The sequence below is a fragment of the Alicyclobacillus sp. SO9 genome (genome assembly GCF_016406125.1).
Taxonomy (GTDB): Bacteria; Bacillota; Bacilli; order Alicyclobacillales; family Alicyclobacillaceae; genus SO9.
This window is the reverse complement of sequence record NZ_CP066339.1, coordinates 1,840,257-1,857,899: the sequence shown is the minus strand read 5'-3', so window position 1 is coordinate 1,857,899 and position 17,643 is coordinate 1,840,257. Positions and strand designations below refer to the sequence as shown.

Sequence of the window (17,643 nt, the reverse complement as noted above, 5' to 3'; positions counted from 1 at the left end):
CTTGCCTTTGTGACATGCAACTTGACAGCCAGTTGCTAGGACACTTCCCTATTAGGCAAGGGCTGGAGGAGACGAGCAACATTGGTATATCTCACCACAGCGCCCTAAGACCAAGGTAAGGCTTGTGAGATAACGCTCCTCTCTTCCGTTCGCAATTCCTAGTTCCTATTTTGTGGGGCCTTATGTCTCCAGACTCAGCATGACTCAGGATATGAAACTTAGGATGATATCCATGGCTGGCATGGGCTATGTAGTCCTCAAAGTGCAGATGCGGGTCCGGTTTCGGCATGTGAACTTGAATGACGGTGACAATCTGGGACCCAAGCCCGATATGGACTTCCGTCTGTATCAGCTTCAACTCCTCACTGGCTTGGCTACCAGCGTCTTGAGCGCTTTATCTGTGATCGCATCGTGAAAACAATGGCAAAGCTCTTCAGAATTAAAACTCTTACTGAGGTAATAGAAACAGCAGTATACAGAAAAAGTGAAAAGCGCTTCCCGCTATAACAAACAGGTGCCATACAGAATGATGATACTTAAATCCTCTCCACACATAGAATATCGCCCCTACGGTATAACAAATCCCACCGGCCACCAAAAGCTCGATACCATGAATATGTAGATTTTGAACGATCCGATGCCACCCCACAACTATCATCCAGCCCATGACGACGTAGAGAATGGTCGAGGTGAAAAGATATCTCTTAACATAAAACGCCTTGAATACTGTCCCAGCCAGGGCCAGGCCCCATACAATTCCGAAGATGGTCCAACCCAAGACGCCCTGAATCACAAAGAAAGTAAATGGGGTGTACGAACCTGCGATGAAAAAGTAGATTGAAGTGTGATCAAAAACTTCAAATAGGTCTTTTCCTCTTCCCGCTGGCAGGGCGTGGACTAAGGTGGAAGATGTGTAGAGAATCAGCATAGTGGAGCCAAAAACCGTAAAACTTACTACATACCATGCAGTACCGTAGTGTGACGAAAAGACAATTAATACGACTAATGCTGCAATACTGAGCAGTGCCCCAATGCCATGCGTCACCGCATTTGCTATTTCCTCACCTTTAGAAAACGTATGTGTCTCTGCCATGAAAGTATCAATCCCCGGTTGAATGGCGTGTTGTTTACTGCTCTTTCTCTTAGAATAGACGATAGGGATTTCACAACACAACAGCGAGCTCACAGGCGACGGGTGGGGCATCCCTTGGTACGCCCACCTGTCATACGTGAGTTTCACGATTGAAGCTGCTCCACGCAGATCACCCTGAAAGCACATAGTGTAATACCGGAAGGCCACGCTCCGAACAAGGTAAGGGTATGTCAACTGTTTGGATTCGACTTGCCCTTCAGCGATGTCCAGCCGCACTTTCAAGCATGGGAACAATACACCCCGTCGCCGAATCGCAAAGTCAAAAACCACGTCACAGAACCTGATACCACCTGGCATAATGGGATTGAGGATAGGCTCTCTTATAGATCATCCCACTTGAGGTTGGCTGACTTGGTGTAATTGGTCACCTTCTGTTCAAAGAAATCTGTCTTCATGGAGTTCATCGCTGCGAATTGTTCTACCCAAGGCATCGGGTGCTCGGTGACCTGCGGAAATGGTGCAGCCATGTCTAGCGACTTGAGCCGAAGATTCGCTAGATATTGAATATACTTGGCAATGAGTTCATTGGTCAGTCCAGAAATCTGCCCGTCCGTTACGTACTGCCCCCACGCAACTTCATGCTCCACAGCCTGACGCATCATCTCCCGTAGCTCCTCAAGAAGTTTAGACGTCATTAACTGTGGGTTTTCTTTTGCTATCTCGTGGAAGATTTGCCGAAACAGGGCCAGATGGGTTAATTCATCTCTTTGGATGTATTTGATCTCGGATACCGTTCCTAGCATTTTTCCCTGGCGTCCAAGCGCAAAGAAGAAACTGAAACCAGAGTAGAAGTACACGCCTTCCAAGATGAAATTCGCCATCACAGTTTTGACAAGGTTTTCGTCACTCGGATCGTTAATAAATTCCTCATACCGATCTGTGATGAATTGATTCCGTTTAAGTAGATGTTCATCCGTGCGCCATTCGTTGTAAATCGCATCTCTTACGTCTGCGCTGACAACTGAGTCCAGAATGTAGCCGTATGATTGAGAGTGAACGGCTTCTTGAAAGGCATGAACCGTCAGGCACAAGTTCACCTCAGGCGCCGTAATGTATTCGTTGACGTTCGGCAAGTTGTGGGTCTGAATACTGTCCAAGAAGATCAGAAACGAGAGAATCTTGTTAAAGCTGCGGCGCTCATGCTCTGAGAGTGTTGCGTACTGTCGTGCATCGTCTGCGAGCGGGATTTCTTCCGGAATCCAAAAGTTGCTCATCATCGCACGATACATGCGATAAGCCCAGTCGTATTTCACGTTGTTAAGTTCGAGCAGGTTTGTTGTATTGCCGCCGATGATCCGCCTGCTTCCCCAATCTCGGTCACCGGATTCGTTAAATAACTTTGTTCTCTGCAGTTCCACTTAAATCCACCCTTTCTCCATATCCCTTCAATTTTTGCTTGCCAATCACGAAGAACAGGCAACACATTCCTCGACCTCAAGCGACTTATTTCGTACGTAGTAGACGGTTTTCAGCCCCGACTTCCACGCCTCCATGTATAGGTTCAAAAAGTCCCGTACTGGAATGTCTGGCGTAATGTACAGATTGAACGATTGTGATTGGTCAATGTGTCGCTGTCTGATAGCCGCAGCTCGGATACTCCATGATTGGTTGATGGTATGCGCCTCTTTGTAGTACCAAAATGTGTCCGAGTTCAGATTCGGTGCCGTCTGCGGCACGACCCCGTTCTTTTTCTCCTCCATGAAGAATCGAGCAAATACAGGATCGATGCCTGCCGTACTTCCTGCAATCAAACTTGTACTACTTGTCGGAGCAATGGCAAACAGGTATGCATTCCGTATGCCGTGTCTCTGTACCTCATGTCGAAGCCAGTCCCAATCTGGTCCATCTGGTCGACTGCGGTAACCACGAAGATCAAAGTACGCTCCAGTGTGCCAATCGGACCCTTCAAACAGTGAATAAGCGCCCTTCTCTATCGCCAGTTCCATGGAGGCCTTGATAGCGAAGAAGTTGATCCATTCAAACAGTTCGTCGACGTGACTTAGATGGTCCTCAGACTCCCAAAGAAACTTGTTTTGGGCGAGGTGCTGATGATACCCACTGATACCCAGTCCAATCGCTCGGTATTTCTGATTGCTCATTTCTGCTTGTTTTACTGGGTAGTAGTTCAAGTCAATCACGTTGTCCATGCCTCGAATTTGCGTTTCCACAATACGTTCCATATCCTCTCGAGACTTGCACCGACCAAGGTTGAGCGAGGAGAGGTTACAAACGACAAACTCACCTGGTTTGTACCGAACCACAATGTTGCCATCCTCATCTGTTTCTTCCGTCAACTGCATTGGCTTCATGTTCTGCATGATCTCTGTACAAAGATTGCTACAGTAGATCATGCCTGCATGTTTGTTGGGATTCATCCGGTTTGCCGTATCACGAAAAAACACAAACGGAGTTCCCGTCTCAAAGGTGGACTGGAGGATCCTTTTCATGATGTCGATAGCTGGTATTTCAATTCGGTCAAGCTCAGGGTTGTCAATGCACGCTTGATAACGACGTTCGAACTCTTCACCCCATGCATCTTCCAAACGGAATCCCATAGCTTTCTCTACCTCATAAGGACAGAAGAGATGCCAACTGCCTCGTGACTCAACACGCCGCATAAACTCATCAGGAATACACACGCCAGGGAAGATATCGTGTGCTTTGAGTCGCTCATCCCCGTTGTTCGTCTTGAGTTGCAGGAAATCTTGAATGTCCTTGTGCCAAACATCGAGATAGACAGCGACCGCACCACTGCGCACCCCCAGTTGGTTGCAGCTCACCGCTGTGTTGTTGTAATTCCGAACCCATGGAATGACTCCACCACTGGCTCCCTTGTGATTTCTGATAGCTGAACCTCGTGCTCGAATCTTCCCAACGTAGATCCCCATCCCTCCGCCGAATTTCGATACACGGGCAAAGGCCTTATCCGTTTCGTAGATACTAATGAGATCGTCCTCCGGCATATCGATAAAGCAGGAACTCAACTGATGGAATGGTTTGCGAGCATTGCTCAGTGTTGGTGTTGCAACTGTTGCTTCAAGCTTTGATAGGACATCGTAAAACTGCTTGGCACGCTCTACCCTGCCCGCTTCATTCATCGCCAGATGCATAGCGACACCCATGAACAACTCTTGAGGCAACTCCAGAACCTCTGCGCTCTCCCCCCGAATCACGTACCGATCCATAAGTTGCTTTAACCCGACATAGTTGAACAGCAAGTCACGTTCCGGCCTTATGTACTGCTCAAGCTCGTTGATTTCTTCCTTGGTGTATTTCTTCCGAATGTAAGTTCCATACCGACCAATGTCCTCAAGTCTCTTAATGAGCGCATGAAAGTCGGTATACGGAGAAGCCTCCAATCCTCGGTTATCGGCAGCTTCTTGATAGATACTCGACAGCAGTAGCCGAGCCGCAACGTACTGCCAGTTGGGCTCTTCAATCGAGGTCTTTTCGACCGCTAATTGAATGACCAACCTCACAATGGCCTGTTGAGACATGCCCTCCCTAGACTGCGTTCGTATAACGTTCAGCAGTGCCTCTGGATGGCAACCATCAAGACCGTGGCAGACCGAGTGAATGACCTCTTTCATGTCGGTGAAGCTGAACAGATTCGACCAATCCACCTGAATTGACGATGGCTTGTCCAATACGGCTTGTTCTTCCTGGATACTCACATTGAGCGCCTCCTTGGGTTTGCGCAATAAAAAACACCCCGCCCATCGAGGACGGAGTGCTATTGAAGTCACGATTGAACAGATTCCCACATGAAATCCGAAGTGGATCGCTTCCAAAGCCCTACCCATCTCCTCGTGGGCATACTTTCAATTGCAAACATGGCAGGTCTCCGGACTTGGACTCATTTGCAAAGACTCACCTTCCCCGATTAACTCGAGTGGCTGGCGATTGAACACCAGAGTCTTGCATCGTACCTTACCGTGGCGAGGACCGCTCCAGACTTTCACTGGATTCCCTTTTCACCCAACAAAGTTGGGCACCAAGTTCGCATATGAAGTTGTGTTTGCAATTCTAGCACTATATATGGTGTCTATCAACACATTTATGTCACTTCACACGCTACATTCAGCAATTCGATGTTCCTTCACATATAGACACGTATGAATGCACGGTCTTGTTCCACCATAAGAAACAGAGAGACAACAGGGGGATTTATAATTGCATTCATTTGCGATATTGGAGCAAGCTCGTCGACATCTTAGCTTAACCTCATATGACTACTGGCTTGAGCACTCGCTCTTCTCTTGGCAGTGGTGGTTTCTCCTTACCCTTTCCGTTGTCCCCTGGGTCATTTGGTGGATATTAACTGATCGAAATCGCATATATGAGATTGCCAGTTACGGCATGCTCATTGGGTGTATTTCGTCCCTTCTCGACTTATGGGGAACAAACTCACTGTTCTGGGCTTATCCGCATCAGTTGCTATGGTTTCTCATTCCAGCTCTCATTCCCGTCGACTTATCAGTCTTACCGGTCGAGCACATGTTGATCTACCAATACTTTCGGACATGGAAGTCGTTCATTGTAGCATTGTTGGTCGCAGCACTTATTGTCGCATTTGTGGTGGAACCGCTGTTTGTTAGGTTTCACCTGTATGTCCTGTACTCGTGGAAGTTTATATACTCTGTACCGTTATACATGCTCAAAGCGATCTTTGCACGATGGGTTATTGAACGCTTAAAGGCTTCCTCCCGATGATATACTTTGCCGATATAGCGGACATTTTTATTGCAGAAATATCGACAAACGCCCTGCTCCGCAAGGAGAAACTCGCCTTTCAAACGAGTCTGCGACTACGACAGCTGCGTTGTTGGTCGGATCAATATTTCATTCACAGATGCTCTTTCTGGTTGGTTGATTGCATAGAATATCGCTTCGGCAATGTCTTCAGATTGAAGCGCCTGTGCCGTTGCCCGAGATTTCAACGCATTCAGGGCATCCTCATCCGTTATCGTGGTAAGTAACTCTGTCTCAACCATGCCAGGAGAGATAATCGTCGCCCGAATATTCGAGGTCGGTGATAATTCCATACGAAGTCCCTCCGTAATTGCACGTACCGCAAACTTGGTTCCACTGTAAACAGCTCCAGCCATGCCGACACGATGTCCTGCAACCGAAGAGACGTTGATGATATGCCCACTCTTTTGTTCTTCCATGATGGGTACGGCAGCCGCAATACCGTAGAGAACCCCTTTGATATTCACGTCGATCATTCGATCCCACTCATCAACTTTACGTTTGTTGAGGAAAGAAAGTGGCATGAGCCCTGCATTGTTTACCCAAACATCAATTGTGCCGTATGTTTGGACTGCAAAGTCTGCTAAAGCCTGAACGTCTTCCATTGAAGCCACATCTGCGCTGAAATAGCTCGCCTTCCCACCCGCTGCCGTAATTTGATCGACAGTCTCTGTCAGCCTCTCCTCCCGCCGTGCGGACAAAACAACCTTTGCTCCATTTTGTGCTAAACGAATGGCCGTAGCTTGTCCGATACCACTACTGGCCCCCGTGATGACAACTACCTTGTTTTCAACCAATTCCAGTAACCCCTTTATGCAAATGTTCCTTCTGGTCTTATCAAGAATGAACCGTTGCCTCGAAAAGGCAACGGTTCATTGATGTTGTTAGGCGTGTACCATTTCGGCTGTCATTTTCCTTGCTACTTCGGCTACAGACCGACCATACTCTCGTGCGATTTTTAATTCTGCCTCGGAAGGGCGATTCATTGGTGCATCCTTTGCTGATTCAACCGGAATCACGGCTGTGGCCCCATACGGGTTTCCGTATACTGCTCTATCTTCATTGAACTGACCTGTATTCGAAACGATAATCATCCCATGGTGTTGCATCGGAGTTTGTAGCGCTCTGCAGATATTCTCTACACCCCCGTGATGTGTGGATGTTGTTGCATAGACACCGCCAACCTTGCCTTGAAGATTACCGAAGAACCACAACTGTCCTAATTTGGACAGGAAATTCGACATTTTTGGATTCGGCTCACCAAAGACGCCTGAAGAACCCCAGATAATGGCGTCTGCAGACTTCAATTCATCAGGTTCCGTTTCGTCAACAGACTTAAAAATGACTTCTGCTCCAGAAACCTCTTTGGCTCCTTCTGCAATGGCTTCACCAAGTGTGATGGTATGTCCATACATGCTGGCATGTAAAACGTATACTTTCATCGTAAGTGCTCCTCTCGTCAGTGCCTAATTTTAATGGGTATTTTGTCCCTTGTCTTATCCTGTACTCTATGACTCGTTGGTAAATCCACTCATGGTCGCCACATAGTGAGCATCCCAACTAGGCAGGCTGTTTCAACAGATGCTTGTCAGGCTTTTGCTTTTGACGTCGCTGTATGGCGAATATAGAAACGCCTGCGATGACAATCAGCGTGCCAACAATCTGCGACATGTGTATGGTCTCGCCCATCAGCACGTAAGCCAGAATTGCCGTGAAGATTGGGTTAAAGTTCAAGAATATACCAGACTTTGTACCGCCTACTCGCTGTATGCCAATGTTCCAGAGGATCATTGCTACTACCGTGCCGCCAATAGCCGCATAGAAGATTGAACTCCAAAACGGCACCGTCAACTGTTGAAACGCAAGCGTGGGCAGATCAAACGGAAGCATGAAGAGTACGCCAATCACACCAGCCCAAAGGGTTGCTCCATATGCAGAAACATGTTTCATTGCAAACCGTCCTGCAACAGCATAAAGTCCCCAGCTCCCGACAGCCACGAGCATCAACCAGACCCCAGTATTCACATGGAAGTGAGCTAGGCCTGCCAAGTGCCCTTTCGTCACAACAACAAGCACTCCAAAAAAGGATAGAACCATACCTGCAATTTGACGAATACTTAGCCGTTCTCGCAGGAAGATAAATGATGCGATAGCAATTGCTATCGGATTCAAGGCGGAAATCAGTCCTACATTGTCCGGCGTCGTATGTTGCAAAGCAAGGTACGTAAAGAAGTTAAACGAAATCACACCCGTCAGTGCCATCATTGCCAAGGGAACGAGCGCTCTAATCGGCGGTAAGAGTTTTCTATCAGCTACCCATACCACCGGTAACAACAAAACATCTGCAATCGCCCAACGTAAATCTGTAATGGTAAGTGCAGACGTGTGTCCGATTAAATACTTACCCGTGACAAAATTGCCAGCCCACATGAGGCTGGTCAGGACTAACAAAAGATAGTATTTCATGTTCTCCTCCGCTTTGTGCGTCACTCAAAAAACTGAATGAGCAGTTCACTGATATTCGGACGAAAATACTCTTTGGAAAACCTGACGTGGTTCTCATGCACCATATACTCGTCGTGAGCTTGCATCGATTCAAAATCTACAGTAATCAAATACCGGTACTGTATTTCACCCTGCTCGATAGCCTGTTGAAAAGTGACATTTTTTGCTCCAGGTACACTTGGTAATAATTCCATCGTCTTGTCACGTATCACTGGTTCTTTGGACTGGTCGTTCAGATTGAATAGCAATAACTTATGAATCACGAATCCCACCTCCGACCCAGGCACCCATGATATGGTGACTGAGCTGTTAACTTATCGGGTTTGCAATGCTTTTACAAGCTCTTCCCCCATAAGTTCAGAGGAAAAGGGATCACGGCTCGTGACAATCTGAGAATCTCCCCAAACTGCGAAAGCCTTCTTATCGAGTTCAGGAATGTATTCTGCAATCTTTCGCATTTCCTGTTCCAGACTGTATGGTAAATATGGGACAACGTCTTCCGGTTCCAGAGCGTCTGGATAACCGGTGACTTTCAACCCAGCGATAATGCTCTTTCCATTAGGTCTTGTCGTATAAACCAACACCGATGGCCCATGACATTCCGCAGCAATAATGCCACCACGGTCGTATACACTGTTGATGATGCGATGCAGGTCATCATTCTTCGCTAAGTCAAACATCGCTCCGTGGCCGCCGACAATAAGAACTACTTCGTAATTCTCTGGGTTTATCTCACTGATTTTCTGCGTATCATCCGCTCGCCCGGATTCATACAATGCCTTATATGTCCCATTCGGGTCATATTCCGGAAGGATGCTTCTTTCATCCAATTCTGGTTTTCCACCCAAAGGTGAGGCTAAATCAACAACGTGACCTTCCTTTTCTAATGCACCGAGAGGAGCAAACAACTCTTCTCCCCACCAACCTGTGTGATAGTCTCTATCCTTATAACCGCTTGATACCACAGCTAGAACGTTGGCCACGAAAACTCCTCCTTTTGTACTGTCATTCCTACGATTTACAGCTCGCTATCCTTTACGACCGCAGTCGGTTGCAAGACAGTCCCATCAAATGTATCCAGTGTTTCATTCTGAGCGATCCTGATGGGCCAATTTTGATTTGCCAAGGCCGCTTTCCCAAGAGCTATCAAATCAGCTTGTTTATTCGCAATCATGTTCTCTGCATCCGTTGGGTCATCTAAATTCCCGTTTGCGATCACGGTGACCTTTCCGTATTTTTTGGCAAGTTCGGCCAATGCTGGACCTTCTTCTCCGAAAGGCGGTTGGTTTGCGTTGTATTCGGTCGTGTGAATATAATCCAAACCTGCTTCTCCCAAGCTTTTGAAAATAATTTCTCCGTCTTTTTCTCCCTCTGCCCACTTGTGAGTAAAATCGTTGACTTTAGCCTGCGAGATACGAATTCCGACAACAAAATCTTGACCCACTGCTTGGCGTACAGCTTGACTTACTTCCACCAATAATCGAGCCCGCTTGGCCGTGGATCCACCGTATTCATCTGTTCGCTGATTCACATAATCAGTTAAAAATTGGTCCAAGATGTACCCATTGGCACCGTGAATCTCAACCCCATCAAAGCCTGCCTGACGAGCACGGCGTGCAGCATCAGCAAACCCCTGAATCACCTGTTGAATCTCTTCTTTCGTTGCTTCTCTAGGAACAGAAAAGGTTCCGCTGCCGCCGTACATCTCAAGTTTGGCTTCTTTAGGCATTACCGCCGATGGCCCGATAGATACATCCTTATAACGATTCCCTTGGGAAATGGCTCCCGCATGCATTAACTGTGCAAAGATTCGAGCCCGATTCTCATGAACTGCTGCTGTGACCTTAGACCACGCCAAGACTTGTTTGTCATTCGCAAGGCCTGGCTGTCCAAAATACCCTTGACTATAAAGTTCGTCGGGATAGATGCCTTCAGTGATAAGGAGGCCAAATCCACCCTTCGCAAATTTGGAATAGTATTTAATCATTCTATCCGTAGCCAGGCCATCTTCAGTCGCACTCGTACGAGTCATGGGTGAAAGCACAACTCGGTTGGAAAGCTCTAAATTTCCAATGCGAATAGATTTGAATAGCTCGGGATACTGCTTGTCTGCTGTCGTGGTCACTGTGTCACTCCTAACAATTCTCTCAGTTCAAACCCAAGTGTGTAGAACCACCATCCCTGGTTAAGTCGAGCCTGCTTGCTACACTCAAACGAACTCCCTAATGAGGTTACTCTGTATTTTCCGTCCAGGTGTTTGCTTAATTGACGAACACAGGCTTCTTTATATCTTTATTGTCCTGCCACAGAGCTTATGGTGGTAATGGGCTTCAGTAGTGCTTTCATCAAGCTCTGTTCCCATTTACACGTATCCACGTCACGAAATTATTGCGAAACAACCTCAGCAAGTTGTGCAACTAGATCTGCTTTCGGACGAAAGCCCACAATTTGTTTCAGGACCTTTCCGTTTTGGAACAAAATCATTGTGGGAATACTCATGATCCCAAACTCTTGCGCTGTAGCGGGATTTTCATCCACATCAAGCTTCCCCACGCTGAGTTTTCCCTCGTATACATCGGAAACATCCTCGAGGACAGGCGCCATCATTTTGCATGGTCCACACCACGTTGCCCAAAAATCAACGAGGACCGGCTTATCGCTTTGGATAAATTGCGCAAGTGTTTTATCAGTCACTTTTTGAGTTGCCATTACAACTTCCCCTCTCTTCGTGTGGTTTATGAAACAAACTGTACTTGCGCTGTGATATATATTGGCCAACTCTCCAAGCTTGCCGTTCATGCTTTACGCAAGTACATATATGCCTGGGCCAATGAGCGCCACACCGATAACCGTCGCAATTAAAACCAGTTGATATTCAAATCCATTCGGACTCCAGAACCCACTCTTTGCATGTACCGTAATGATCGCCATCAGCATCGTGATCACGATGAGGGCAGCGCCAACTGGCGTCAAAAAACCGACCGTAAACAAAAGACCACCGATAAATTCAGCTAAACCGGCAAGCACAGCCATCAAAACCCCAGGCTTTAATCCAATGGACGTCATCCATCCGCCTGTTCCCTTCGGTCCGTAACCACCGAACCATCCGAATAACTTTTGGGAACCATGTCCCATAAAGATGAGACCAACAACAAAGCGAATCAACAAAAGACCAATATTCATCTATTTTCAGCTTCCTTTCTTCAATGTTATTACAAAAAGTAAGTTAGAAGCGACGGAACACAGAATACAACCACACACTTACTTTTGTCAAGCTTAGGTGTTAAAATAAGTTCGAGGTGAGAAAGTATGAATCTCAATTATGATGAGATGTGTCCTAAGTTCAAGCAGGCATTCGACTTGCTAGGGAAGCGTTGGTCGGGTCTTATCCTTCGCACCCTGTGTGGTGGTCCAAGGCGCTTCTCAGAAATTGCAGCCATTATCCCAGACATGAGCGAGCGCATGCTGTCGGAACGTTTCCGAGAACTTGAACATGCGGACATCGTAAAGCGAACAGTGTATCCAGACACACCTATCCGTATTGAATATGAGCTTACAGAGAAAGGAAAAGCACTTCAGCCAGTTGTGGAAGCCGTTCAAACGTGGGCAGACGATTGGGTAAAGTAGCGAAGAATTGGATGTTGTGCTCTTTCATCACACGGGCTAATATCGTGTTAATAATCAGACAGTATAAACCATTCTCGGGCATTCGATAGCGCATTTCAGACCCCGATTTCAACCGTGTTGTGATGAATGGGGTTAACACCACGCTACTAGCGCTTCATACCTCGACTGATATTTCGTGCGTTCATCTTAGGAAGTGGTAAGATCGCCCTAGTAACAGCCAGGGGTCGTGCTGAGCAAACTTGAGCCGAGCCTACAATCACAATGTCTGGATGTTCTATGTAGTCGAGGTTCAAGGCCCATTTGGGGGTGACGATGAAATCACCGTCACCGTGGCATGCTCAGACCATTGAGTCCAATATCCTTCAACTGTTGCTAACAACGTTCTTGAACCAAAGTACCACATCAACCGGCACAGCACGAGAGCTTGGATACGTCCTTGTCAAACGTCAAGGCTGCCAGCTTTATTCCCTCCGCCATCGTCAGATACGGGGCAAGCGTTGATCGTAGATCCTCGATGGTAAGCCCAAACTTCACAGCGAGCACACCGGAATAGATGACATCACCTGCGTTTTCCGCTACCACATGGACACCAAGGATCTTACGTGTGTTCGCATCCGCCACGATTTTGAATACTCCGGTCGTCTCTCGATTCACCAGCGCCCGAGGAACTGCGTCGAGTGGAAGTACGGAAGTCAAAACCTCGTATCCCCTGGATATTGCCTGCTCCTCTGTAAGACCGACCGTTGCAATTGCAGGACTCGTAAATGTCACGCCTGGAACAACCGTTAAATCGACCTTTTCTTCGCTGCCAGCCAGCGCATTCTTGGCTACAATCGCACCTTCATACGCTGCGACATATACAAACTGCGGTCCCATGGTCACATCCCCTGCGGCATAGATGCTTTGGTTGCTCGTACGGAGAAATTCATTCACCAGAACTTCGCCACGGCCCCCCATGTTCACCTGAGCGGCACTCAGATTTAACGCCGCAGTATTCGGCTTACGACCTGTTGCAACTAACAAGGCTTCCGCTTCGACGACTTGCTCCTGTCCATTGATCATGAGATAAACTCGTTTGATGTCTCCGTCCTGCTCGACTCGATGGAATGTTGCACCGGTAATGATGTTGATTCCCTGGTCTGTCAACGCCGTTGTGACTGCCTCTGAAATTTCAGGGTCGTACGACTTCAACACACGAGCACTCCGTTGCATCAAGGTAACCTCTGAACCAAGATTATGGAACATCTGTCCAAGCTCCATGGCGATATATCCAGAACCAATGACAGCCAACCGCTTTGGAAGTTCCTTCAGTTCAAGTGCAGTGGTGCTGACCAAGTAATCCACATCGTTCAATCCGGGGATATTGGGCACAGCAGGAGATGCCCCGGTTGAAATCAGGAAGTTTCGAGCCTTGATCTCTCGTCCATTCACTTCAACGGTCGCCTCATCTACAAAACGGGCTTCGCCCTGAATTAGTTCGAAACCATATTCGTCAATCAGGTTGACATACTTATGTTGACGAAGTTCGCCAACCAACTCATCCTTGCGTTCGATAAGCTTCTTCAAATCTACTGGCCCGGCAGATGTATTGAGCCCCTGGAACGAATTCCGTGTTGCCAGACGATTGATTTCACCTGCTCGAAGCATGTTCTTTGAGGGTACACAGCCAATGTTGACGCATGTTCCACCGACGGTTCCCCGCTCTACCATGGCTACTTTTGCACCATACGAGACCGCTTGAATCGCTGCTGAGAATGCTGAACCGCCCGATCCTATGATAAGCAGGTCGTAGTCGAAGTTGCCACCCGTCTCGGGTAGAACGCTGGGCTGTGGATCACTCAAGATGGTAGCATCGCCAGGCTTGTACCCTGTATCTACAATCGCTTGTTTGGCAGCGTCAAGCTGATTAAGGTCTCCGAGTTCAAATGTGGCCTCGTTACGACGAAAACTGGCCGATATATATTGTGCTCCAACGCTTTTTAGCGCATGGGATACGTGTCTTTCACAGTCATCACAGGTCATACCGTTTACGACCAGCCGAATTTGTTTTTTGCTGTTTGGTTCAGCCATCTAAAACACCTCATCTCGCAGTTTATTGTTCATTGTCATTTTACTTCAGACAACGCAGTGTACTTCCTTTGAAGCTTGGACCCGAAGATGCGCCAGTCTGGTTACACATCCCGCAACTCCTTGCGGACCTTCAGTTTCGGCTCCGGCCAATTGACCAGAAAGATCCCGACAAATATAAGAAGACCACCGATCATGACCGGCCACCTGACCACTTCTCCAAGAATGAGCCATCCGGACAACACCCCGAAAAACGGTGCTAGAAACAAAAAGGCACTGGTTTTCCCCGGATCGCCATGATGCAGGAGATAAAACCAGATGGCAAACTGTACGATAGATGCCATGATGGCAAGCCAGACGATAACGAAAACGGAAGTTCCATTCAACACGATATGTGCCCGCTCAACCGTGAAACTACCGATGAGCAACAACAGTCCGCCGAACAGCATCTGGTACGCAGTCAGTACCCAGGTGTCCAGTCCTACTCCCCAACGTTTTATGAGCAGTGTAGCGAGGGCCCACGAAACCGCTCCCAAGATGCCGAGCCAAGTACCGAATCGAAGATGTACATGAAACCCAAGTGTAATGAAGACACCAAAAAATCCTGTTAAGACTCCAATCCATTGCACAAAGCGATATCTTACCTTCATGAATAAGGTCCCGAAGATGATCACCAGCAGCGGATTTGTAAACGTCAAAATGGAGGATTCACTGGCCGTAATAGTTCGAAGACTGATGAAAATACATCCCATGACACCGGCCGTCTGAAAGAGTCCGATGAGTGCCACCTTGGACCAATCCCGTAGATTTGTCGGATTTTTCCGCCTAGTTACAAACATTGCCATGAGAACTCCTGCAAGTGTAAAACGGAGCCCTACAAGTAACAACGGAGAAACGTAAGCCAGCCCCACCTTGCCTATGGCAAACGACGATCCCATGAGACTTGTTGTAATCAATACCAGTACCATAAACAACCATCGATTCACCGAGTTCCCACCTCCTCAATCATTGTACCCCAAGGATATTTCGTCTATTATCGAATTGTGGATTACATTATATCGGAGGGATGATTGTGCCTTCAACGCCTGATATCTCACACGTAGCGGGACTGCTCGCCGATCCATCTCGTGCGTCCATAATCATCAGCCTGTTGGACGGCAGACCCCAAACAGCCACTGAACTTGCGAACCATGCCAAAGTGACGCCGCAGACTGCGAGCGCACATCTATCCAAACTTGTTTCGGGCAACCTCATCACAAAAGAAGTCCATGGCAGGTATCGCTATTTTCGGTTGACAGACCCGAATGTCGCTCGAGCTATCGAGTCACTTATAGCGATTTCAGGACCATCTGAAATTCAGTCTCTACGTGATTCTGAAGAAGATCGGGCGTTACGAGAAGCTCGCACCTGCTACGATCACTTGGCCGGAAAACTGGGAACAAATCTGGCACGTTCTCTTGAATCCCACGGTTTTGTTACAAGGTCTGGTGACGACTTTATCCTTACAGACAGTGGCCGACAGTTCCTCACGCAGTTCGGAATCAACATTACCAAGGCTGAACGCCGCCGACGTAAATTCATCTACCCATGCATGGACTGGAGTGAACGCACACCACACATTGGTGGGGCACTGGGGGCAGCGTTGCTCGACCGAATTTCCGAACTCGGATGGATCGAGAGGGGAATGTCAAACCGGACGATACGTGTTACGGAGGCAGGCCAGCAGGGATTTTACGAACGCTTTGGTATCCCGAGCGCCTGAGGCAATCGCCCATTTATAGCGGTTTGTCGTAAAGTTCATTTACAGAGGTGAGACGCCATGGATAAAACCTTTGACCACTTAGGCATCGCCGTTCGCAGCATTGATGATACGCTACCCTTTTATTTGGATGTCCTTGGTGGAAAACTAATAGATCGGTATACAAGTGAGGCCAAGGGCGTGGAAGTTCATGTGGCGGCGATCACCGTCGGAGAGATGCATCTTGAACTCCTCGAACCAATCAATCGAGAATCCCCAATCGCTCGGTTCATACGTCAAAAGGGCCAAGGTGTTCACCATGTGGCATATCGGGTCGATAACCTTGACTTCGCTATTGAGGAGGCAAGGACGGCCGGTATTCGCTTCTATGAAGAAACGCTTCGTACCAATGCTCGAGGACGTCGACTGATCTACATGCATCTGGCCTCGACTTCCGGGACCATTGTTGAGTTGTGCGAGTATCCGAACACCAAACAGGCATACTGGGATAGCCCTTTGTAAACAGTGACCGTATTGAAACAAGCCGTGTAAGACTCTGGATACGACGCTAACAGTTCAGGAACGTCGATAAGCTCATTCCCCGTCTTCTTGCTGAAGCGAGGCGTGGAATTTCGTTTTGTACCATCTTTACCATAAGAAAGTGACCTATGGGAACTCTATAGCTTGAGGTGATTACCATGACTCTAAGTTGGCTACAGATTCTTGCGTATATATGGTTGGGTTTATCTGCTATTTCATTCCTTATCGCCGTCACAGACGTACCCCGAAAACAGGTTGCCATGCCCATCATGAAGTTGGTTTGGCCCCTCACAACTCTCTACATGGGCCCCATTGGTCTTTTTGCTTACTGGAAACTTGGGCGCAATGCTCCAATTATGATGCACCATGGCCATCACACCACGGCGCATTCTGGACATAGTGCCAAGCACAACCCAGGTGCTCATGAGGATCAGCAGGAAACACACGAGGTGAACGGGCTCGACAATCCTTACACAAAGGATATGGGCAACCAGATGCAAGACGATGGACACGAACAGGGTCATGAACATGGAGATCATGAGATGCATCATGGCATGCACCACGGTAATAAGCCCTTATGGCAGAGCGTGTTTGTGTCTTCTACGCATTGCGGCGGAGGCTGTTCGCTCGGTGATGCAATCGGCGGACCACTTGTCTTTGGACTCGGGCTGATGGTCGCTGGCTCGTCCCTCTTTGCAGATTACATCGTCGAATTTGTACTCGCCTATCTATTTGGTATCGCCTTTCAGTATTTTGGAATGGGATTTACGAACCTGGAATCTCTTGGTCGTGGCTTGAAAAATGCGATTAAGGCAGACACATGGTCACTTATTGCGTATGAAATCGGCATGTTTGGATGGATGGCGCTGGTTCATGTATTTTTCGTACATGTGCCGGAACCAACTAACCTTCTGTACTGGTTCATGATGCAAATCGCCATGATGCTAGGGTTTGCCACCAGCTACCCCGCCAACTGGATACTGGTGAAATCGGGTATCAAGCACGCTATGTGAACGGTGAATTCATCGAGGGAACAAGCAGGGGCGACGTAGCTGCCCCATAAAACCGTCTCCTTCCGTAAGCGTCAAACCAGAGGCACATTACACTAGCAGATGCCCTTGCGACTAATCGAGTAGGAGGGGGTGACTAACCCCCGTCCTCTCACACCACCGCTCATGCGGTTGCGCAAGCGGCGGTTCGGTTTCAGTAAATCTGGTATTCACCTTGCATAGTCTATCCACCGTCACTAAGCGTTCTTATC

Annotated in this window: 19 protein-coding genes and 1 riboswitch; of the genes, 6 read left to right on the top strand and 13 right to left on the bottom strand. The window is 47.9% G+C overall.

Going from position 1 to position 17,643, the window contains the following annotated elements; genetic code table 11:
* The first annotated feature begins 232 nt into the window (after positions 1–232).
* Positions 233–415, top strand: coding sequence for a hypothetical protein (locus GI364_RS08335; RefSeq protein WP_198853158.1), 183 nt, complete (start codon positions 233–235; stop codon positions 413–415).
* Between the two features lie 33 nt (positions 416–448).
* Here GI364_RS08335 and GI364_RS08330 read toward each other — a convergent pair whose 3' ends face one another.
* The 3 genes from GI364_RS08330 to GI364_RS08320 form a co-directional block, all read right to left on the bottom strand.
* Positions 449–1,093: a PAQR family membrane homeostasis protein TrhA gene (locus tag GI364_RS08330; RefSeq protein WP_198853909.1), complete on the bottom strand. Its 645-nt coding sequence runs from the start codon at positions 1,091–1,093 to the stop codon at positions 449–451.
* A gap of 380 nt (positions 1,094–1,473) precedes the next feature.
* Positions 1,474–2,511: a ribonucleotide-diphosphate reductase subunit beta gene (locus GI364_RS08325; protein WP_198853157.1), complete on the bottom strand. Its 1,038-nt coding sequence runs from the start codon at positions 2,509–2,511 to the stop codon at positions 1,474–1,476.
* Between the two features lie 45 nt (positions 2,512–2,556).
* The gene (locus tag GI364_RS08320; protein ID WP_198853908.1) at positions 2,557–4,743 is read right to left on the bottom strand and encodes a ribonucleoside-diphosphate reductase subunit alpha; all 2,187 of its coding nucleotides are present in this window, start codon (positions 4,741–4,743) and stop codon (positions 2,557–2,559) included.
* A gap of 227 nt (positions 4,744–4,970) precedes the next feature.
* Positions 4,971–5,167, bottom strand: a riboswitch (cobalamin riboswitch).
* Between the two features lie 159 nt (positions 5,168–5,326).
* On the opposite strand from GI364_RS08320, the gene GI364_RS08315 reads away from it, so the two are divergent.
* Positions 5,327–5,866 (top strand): CBO0543 family protein, encoded by a 540-nt coding sequence (locus GI364_RS08315; RefSeq protein ID WP_198853156.1) that lies wholly within the window; start codon positions 5,327–5,329, stop codon positions 5,864–5,866.
* A gap of 95 nt (positions 5,867–5,961) precedes the next feature.
* Here GI364_RS08315 and GI364_RS08310 read toward each other — a convergent pair whose 3' ends face one another.
* The 8 genes from GI364_RS08310 to GI364_RS08275 all read right to left on the bottom strand — a co-directional run bounded on the left by GI364_RS08310 (position 5,962) and on the right by GI364_RS08275 (position 11,593).
* Positions 5,962–6,708: an SDR family oxidoreductase gene (locus GI364_RS08310; RefSeq protein ID WP_198853907.1), complete on the bottom strand. Its 747-nt coding sequence runs from the start codon at positions 6,706–6,708 to the stop codon at positions 5,962–5,964.
* 81 nt (positions 6,709–6,789) lie between these two features.
* Entirely contained in the window at positions 6,790–7,347 is a 558-nt protein-coding gene (locus tag GI364_RS08305) for a flavodoxin domain-containing protein (protein ID WP_198853155.1), read from the bottom strand.
* A gap of 118 nt (positions 7,348–7,465) precedes the next feature.
* On the bottom strand, positions 7,466–8,371 hold the full coding sequence (locus GI364_RS08300) for a DMT family transporter (RefSeq protein WP_198853154.1): 906 nt from the start codon (positions 8,369–8,371) through the stop codon (positions 7,466–7,468).
* Between the two features lie 20 nt (positions 8,372–8,391).
* Positions 8,392–8,673 carry a Dabb family protein gene (locus GI364_RS08295; protein WP_198853153.1) on the bottom strand — a complete coding sequence of 94 codons (282 nt, stop codon included), beginning with the start codon at positions 8,671–8,673 and terminating at the stop codon, positions 8,392–8,394.
* Positions 8,674–8,724: 51 nt separating this feature from the next.
* Entirely contained in the window at positions 8,725–9,393 is a 669-nt protein-coding gene (locus tag GI364_RS08290) for a type 1 glutamine amidotransferase domain-containing protein (RefSeq protein WP_198853152.1), read from the bottom strand.
* A 35-nt stretch (positions 9,394–9,428) separates the two neighbouring features.
* Positions 9,429–10,535 carry an NADH:flavin oxidoreductase gene (locus GI364_RS08285; protein ID WP_198853151.1) on the bottom strand — a complete coding sequence of 369 codons (1,107 nt, stop codon included), beginning with the start codon at positions 10,533–10,535 and terminating at the stop codon, positions 9,429–9,431.
* Between the two features lie 260 nt (positions 10,536–10,795).
* Positions 10,796–11,119: a thioredoxin gene (gene trxA, locus GI364_RS08280; protein WP_198853150.1), complete on the bottom strand. Its 324-nt coding sequence runs from the start codon at positions 11,117–11,119 to the stop codon at positions 10,796–10,798.
* A 93-nt stretch (positions 11,120–11,212) separates the two neighbouring features.
* A complete protein-coding gene (locus tag GI364_RS08275) occupies positions 11,213–11,593 on the bottom strand; it encodes a DoxX family protein (RefSeq protein WP_198853149.1) in 381 nt (126 codons plus the stop codon).
* A 126-nt stretch (positions 11,594–11,719) separates the two neighbouring features.
* Here GI364_RS08275 and GI364_RS08270 point away from each other — a divergent pair, with 126 nt between their 5' ends.
* The gene (locus GI364_RS08270; protein ID WP_233096065.1) at positions 11,720–12,037 is read left to right on the top strand and encodes a winged helix-turn-helix transcriptional regulator; all 318 of its coding nucleotides are present in this window, start codon (positions 11,720–11,722) and stop codon (positions 12,035–12,037) included.
* Positions 12,038–12,439: 402 nt separating this feature from the next.
* Here the strand turns inward: GI364_RS08270 and merA are convergent, their stop codons facing one another.
* Both merA and GI364_RS08260 read right to left on the bottom strand, forming a co-directional pair.
* On the bottom strand, positions 12,440–14,107 hold the full coding sequence (gene merA, locus GI364_RS08265) for a mercury(II) reductase (RefSeq protein WP_198853148.1): 1,668 nt from the start codon (positions 14,105–14,107) through the stop codon (positions 12,440–12,442).
* Positions 14,108–14,208: 101 nt separating this feature from the next.
* The gene (locus tag GI364_RS08260) at positions 14,209–15,090 is read right to left on the bottom strand and encodes a DMT family transporter (protein ID WP_198853147.1); all 882 of its coding nucleotides are present in this window, start codon (positions 15,088–15,090) and stop codon (positions 14,209–14,211) included.
* An 80-nt stretch (positions 15,091–15,170) separates the two neighbouring features.
* Between GI364_RS08260 and GI364_RS08255 the strand changes: the two genes are divergently transcribed.
* The 3 genes from GI364_RS08255 to GI364_RS24900 all read left to right on the top strand — a co-directional run bounded on the left by GI364_RS08255 (position 15,171) and on the right by GI364_RS24900 (position 17,395).
* Positions 15,171–15,866, top strand: a complete 696-nt coding sequence (locus tag GI364_RS08255) for a helix-turn-helix domain-containing protein (RefSeq protein WP_198853146.1) — start codon at positions 15,171–15,173, stop codon at positions 15,864–15,866.
* 57 nt (positions 15,867–15,923) lie between these two features.
* Complete coding sequence (locus GI364_RS08250) at positions 15,924–16,364, top strand: VOC family protein (RefSeq protein WP_198853145.1); 441 nt, start codon at positions 15,924–15,926, stop codon at positions 16,362–16,364.
* 176 nt (positions 16,365–16,540) lie between these two features.
* Positions 16,541–17,395, top strand: coding sequence for a DUF4396 domain-containing protein (locus tag GI364_RS24900; RefSeq protein ID WP_233096064.1), 855 nt, complete (start codon positions 16,541–16,543; stop codon positions 17,393–17,395).
* Positions 17,396–17,643: the final 248 nt, after the last annotated feature.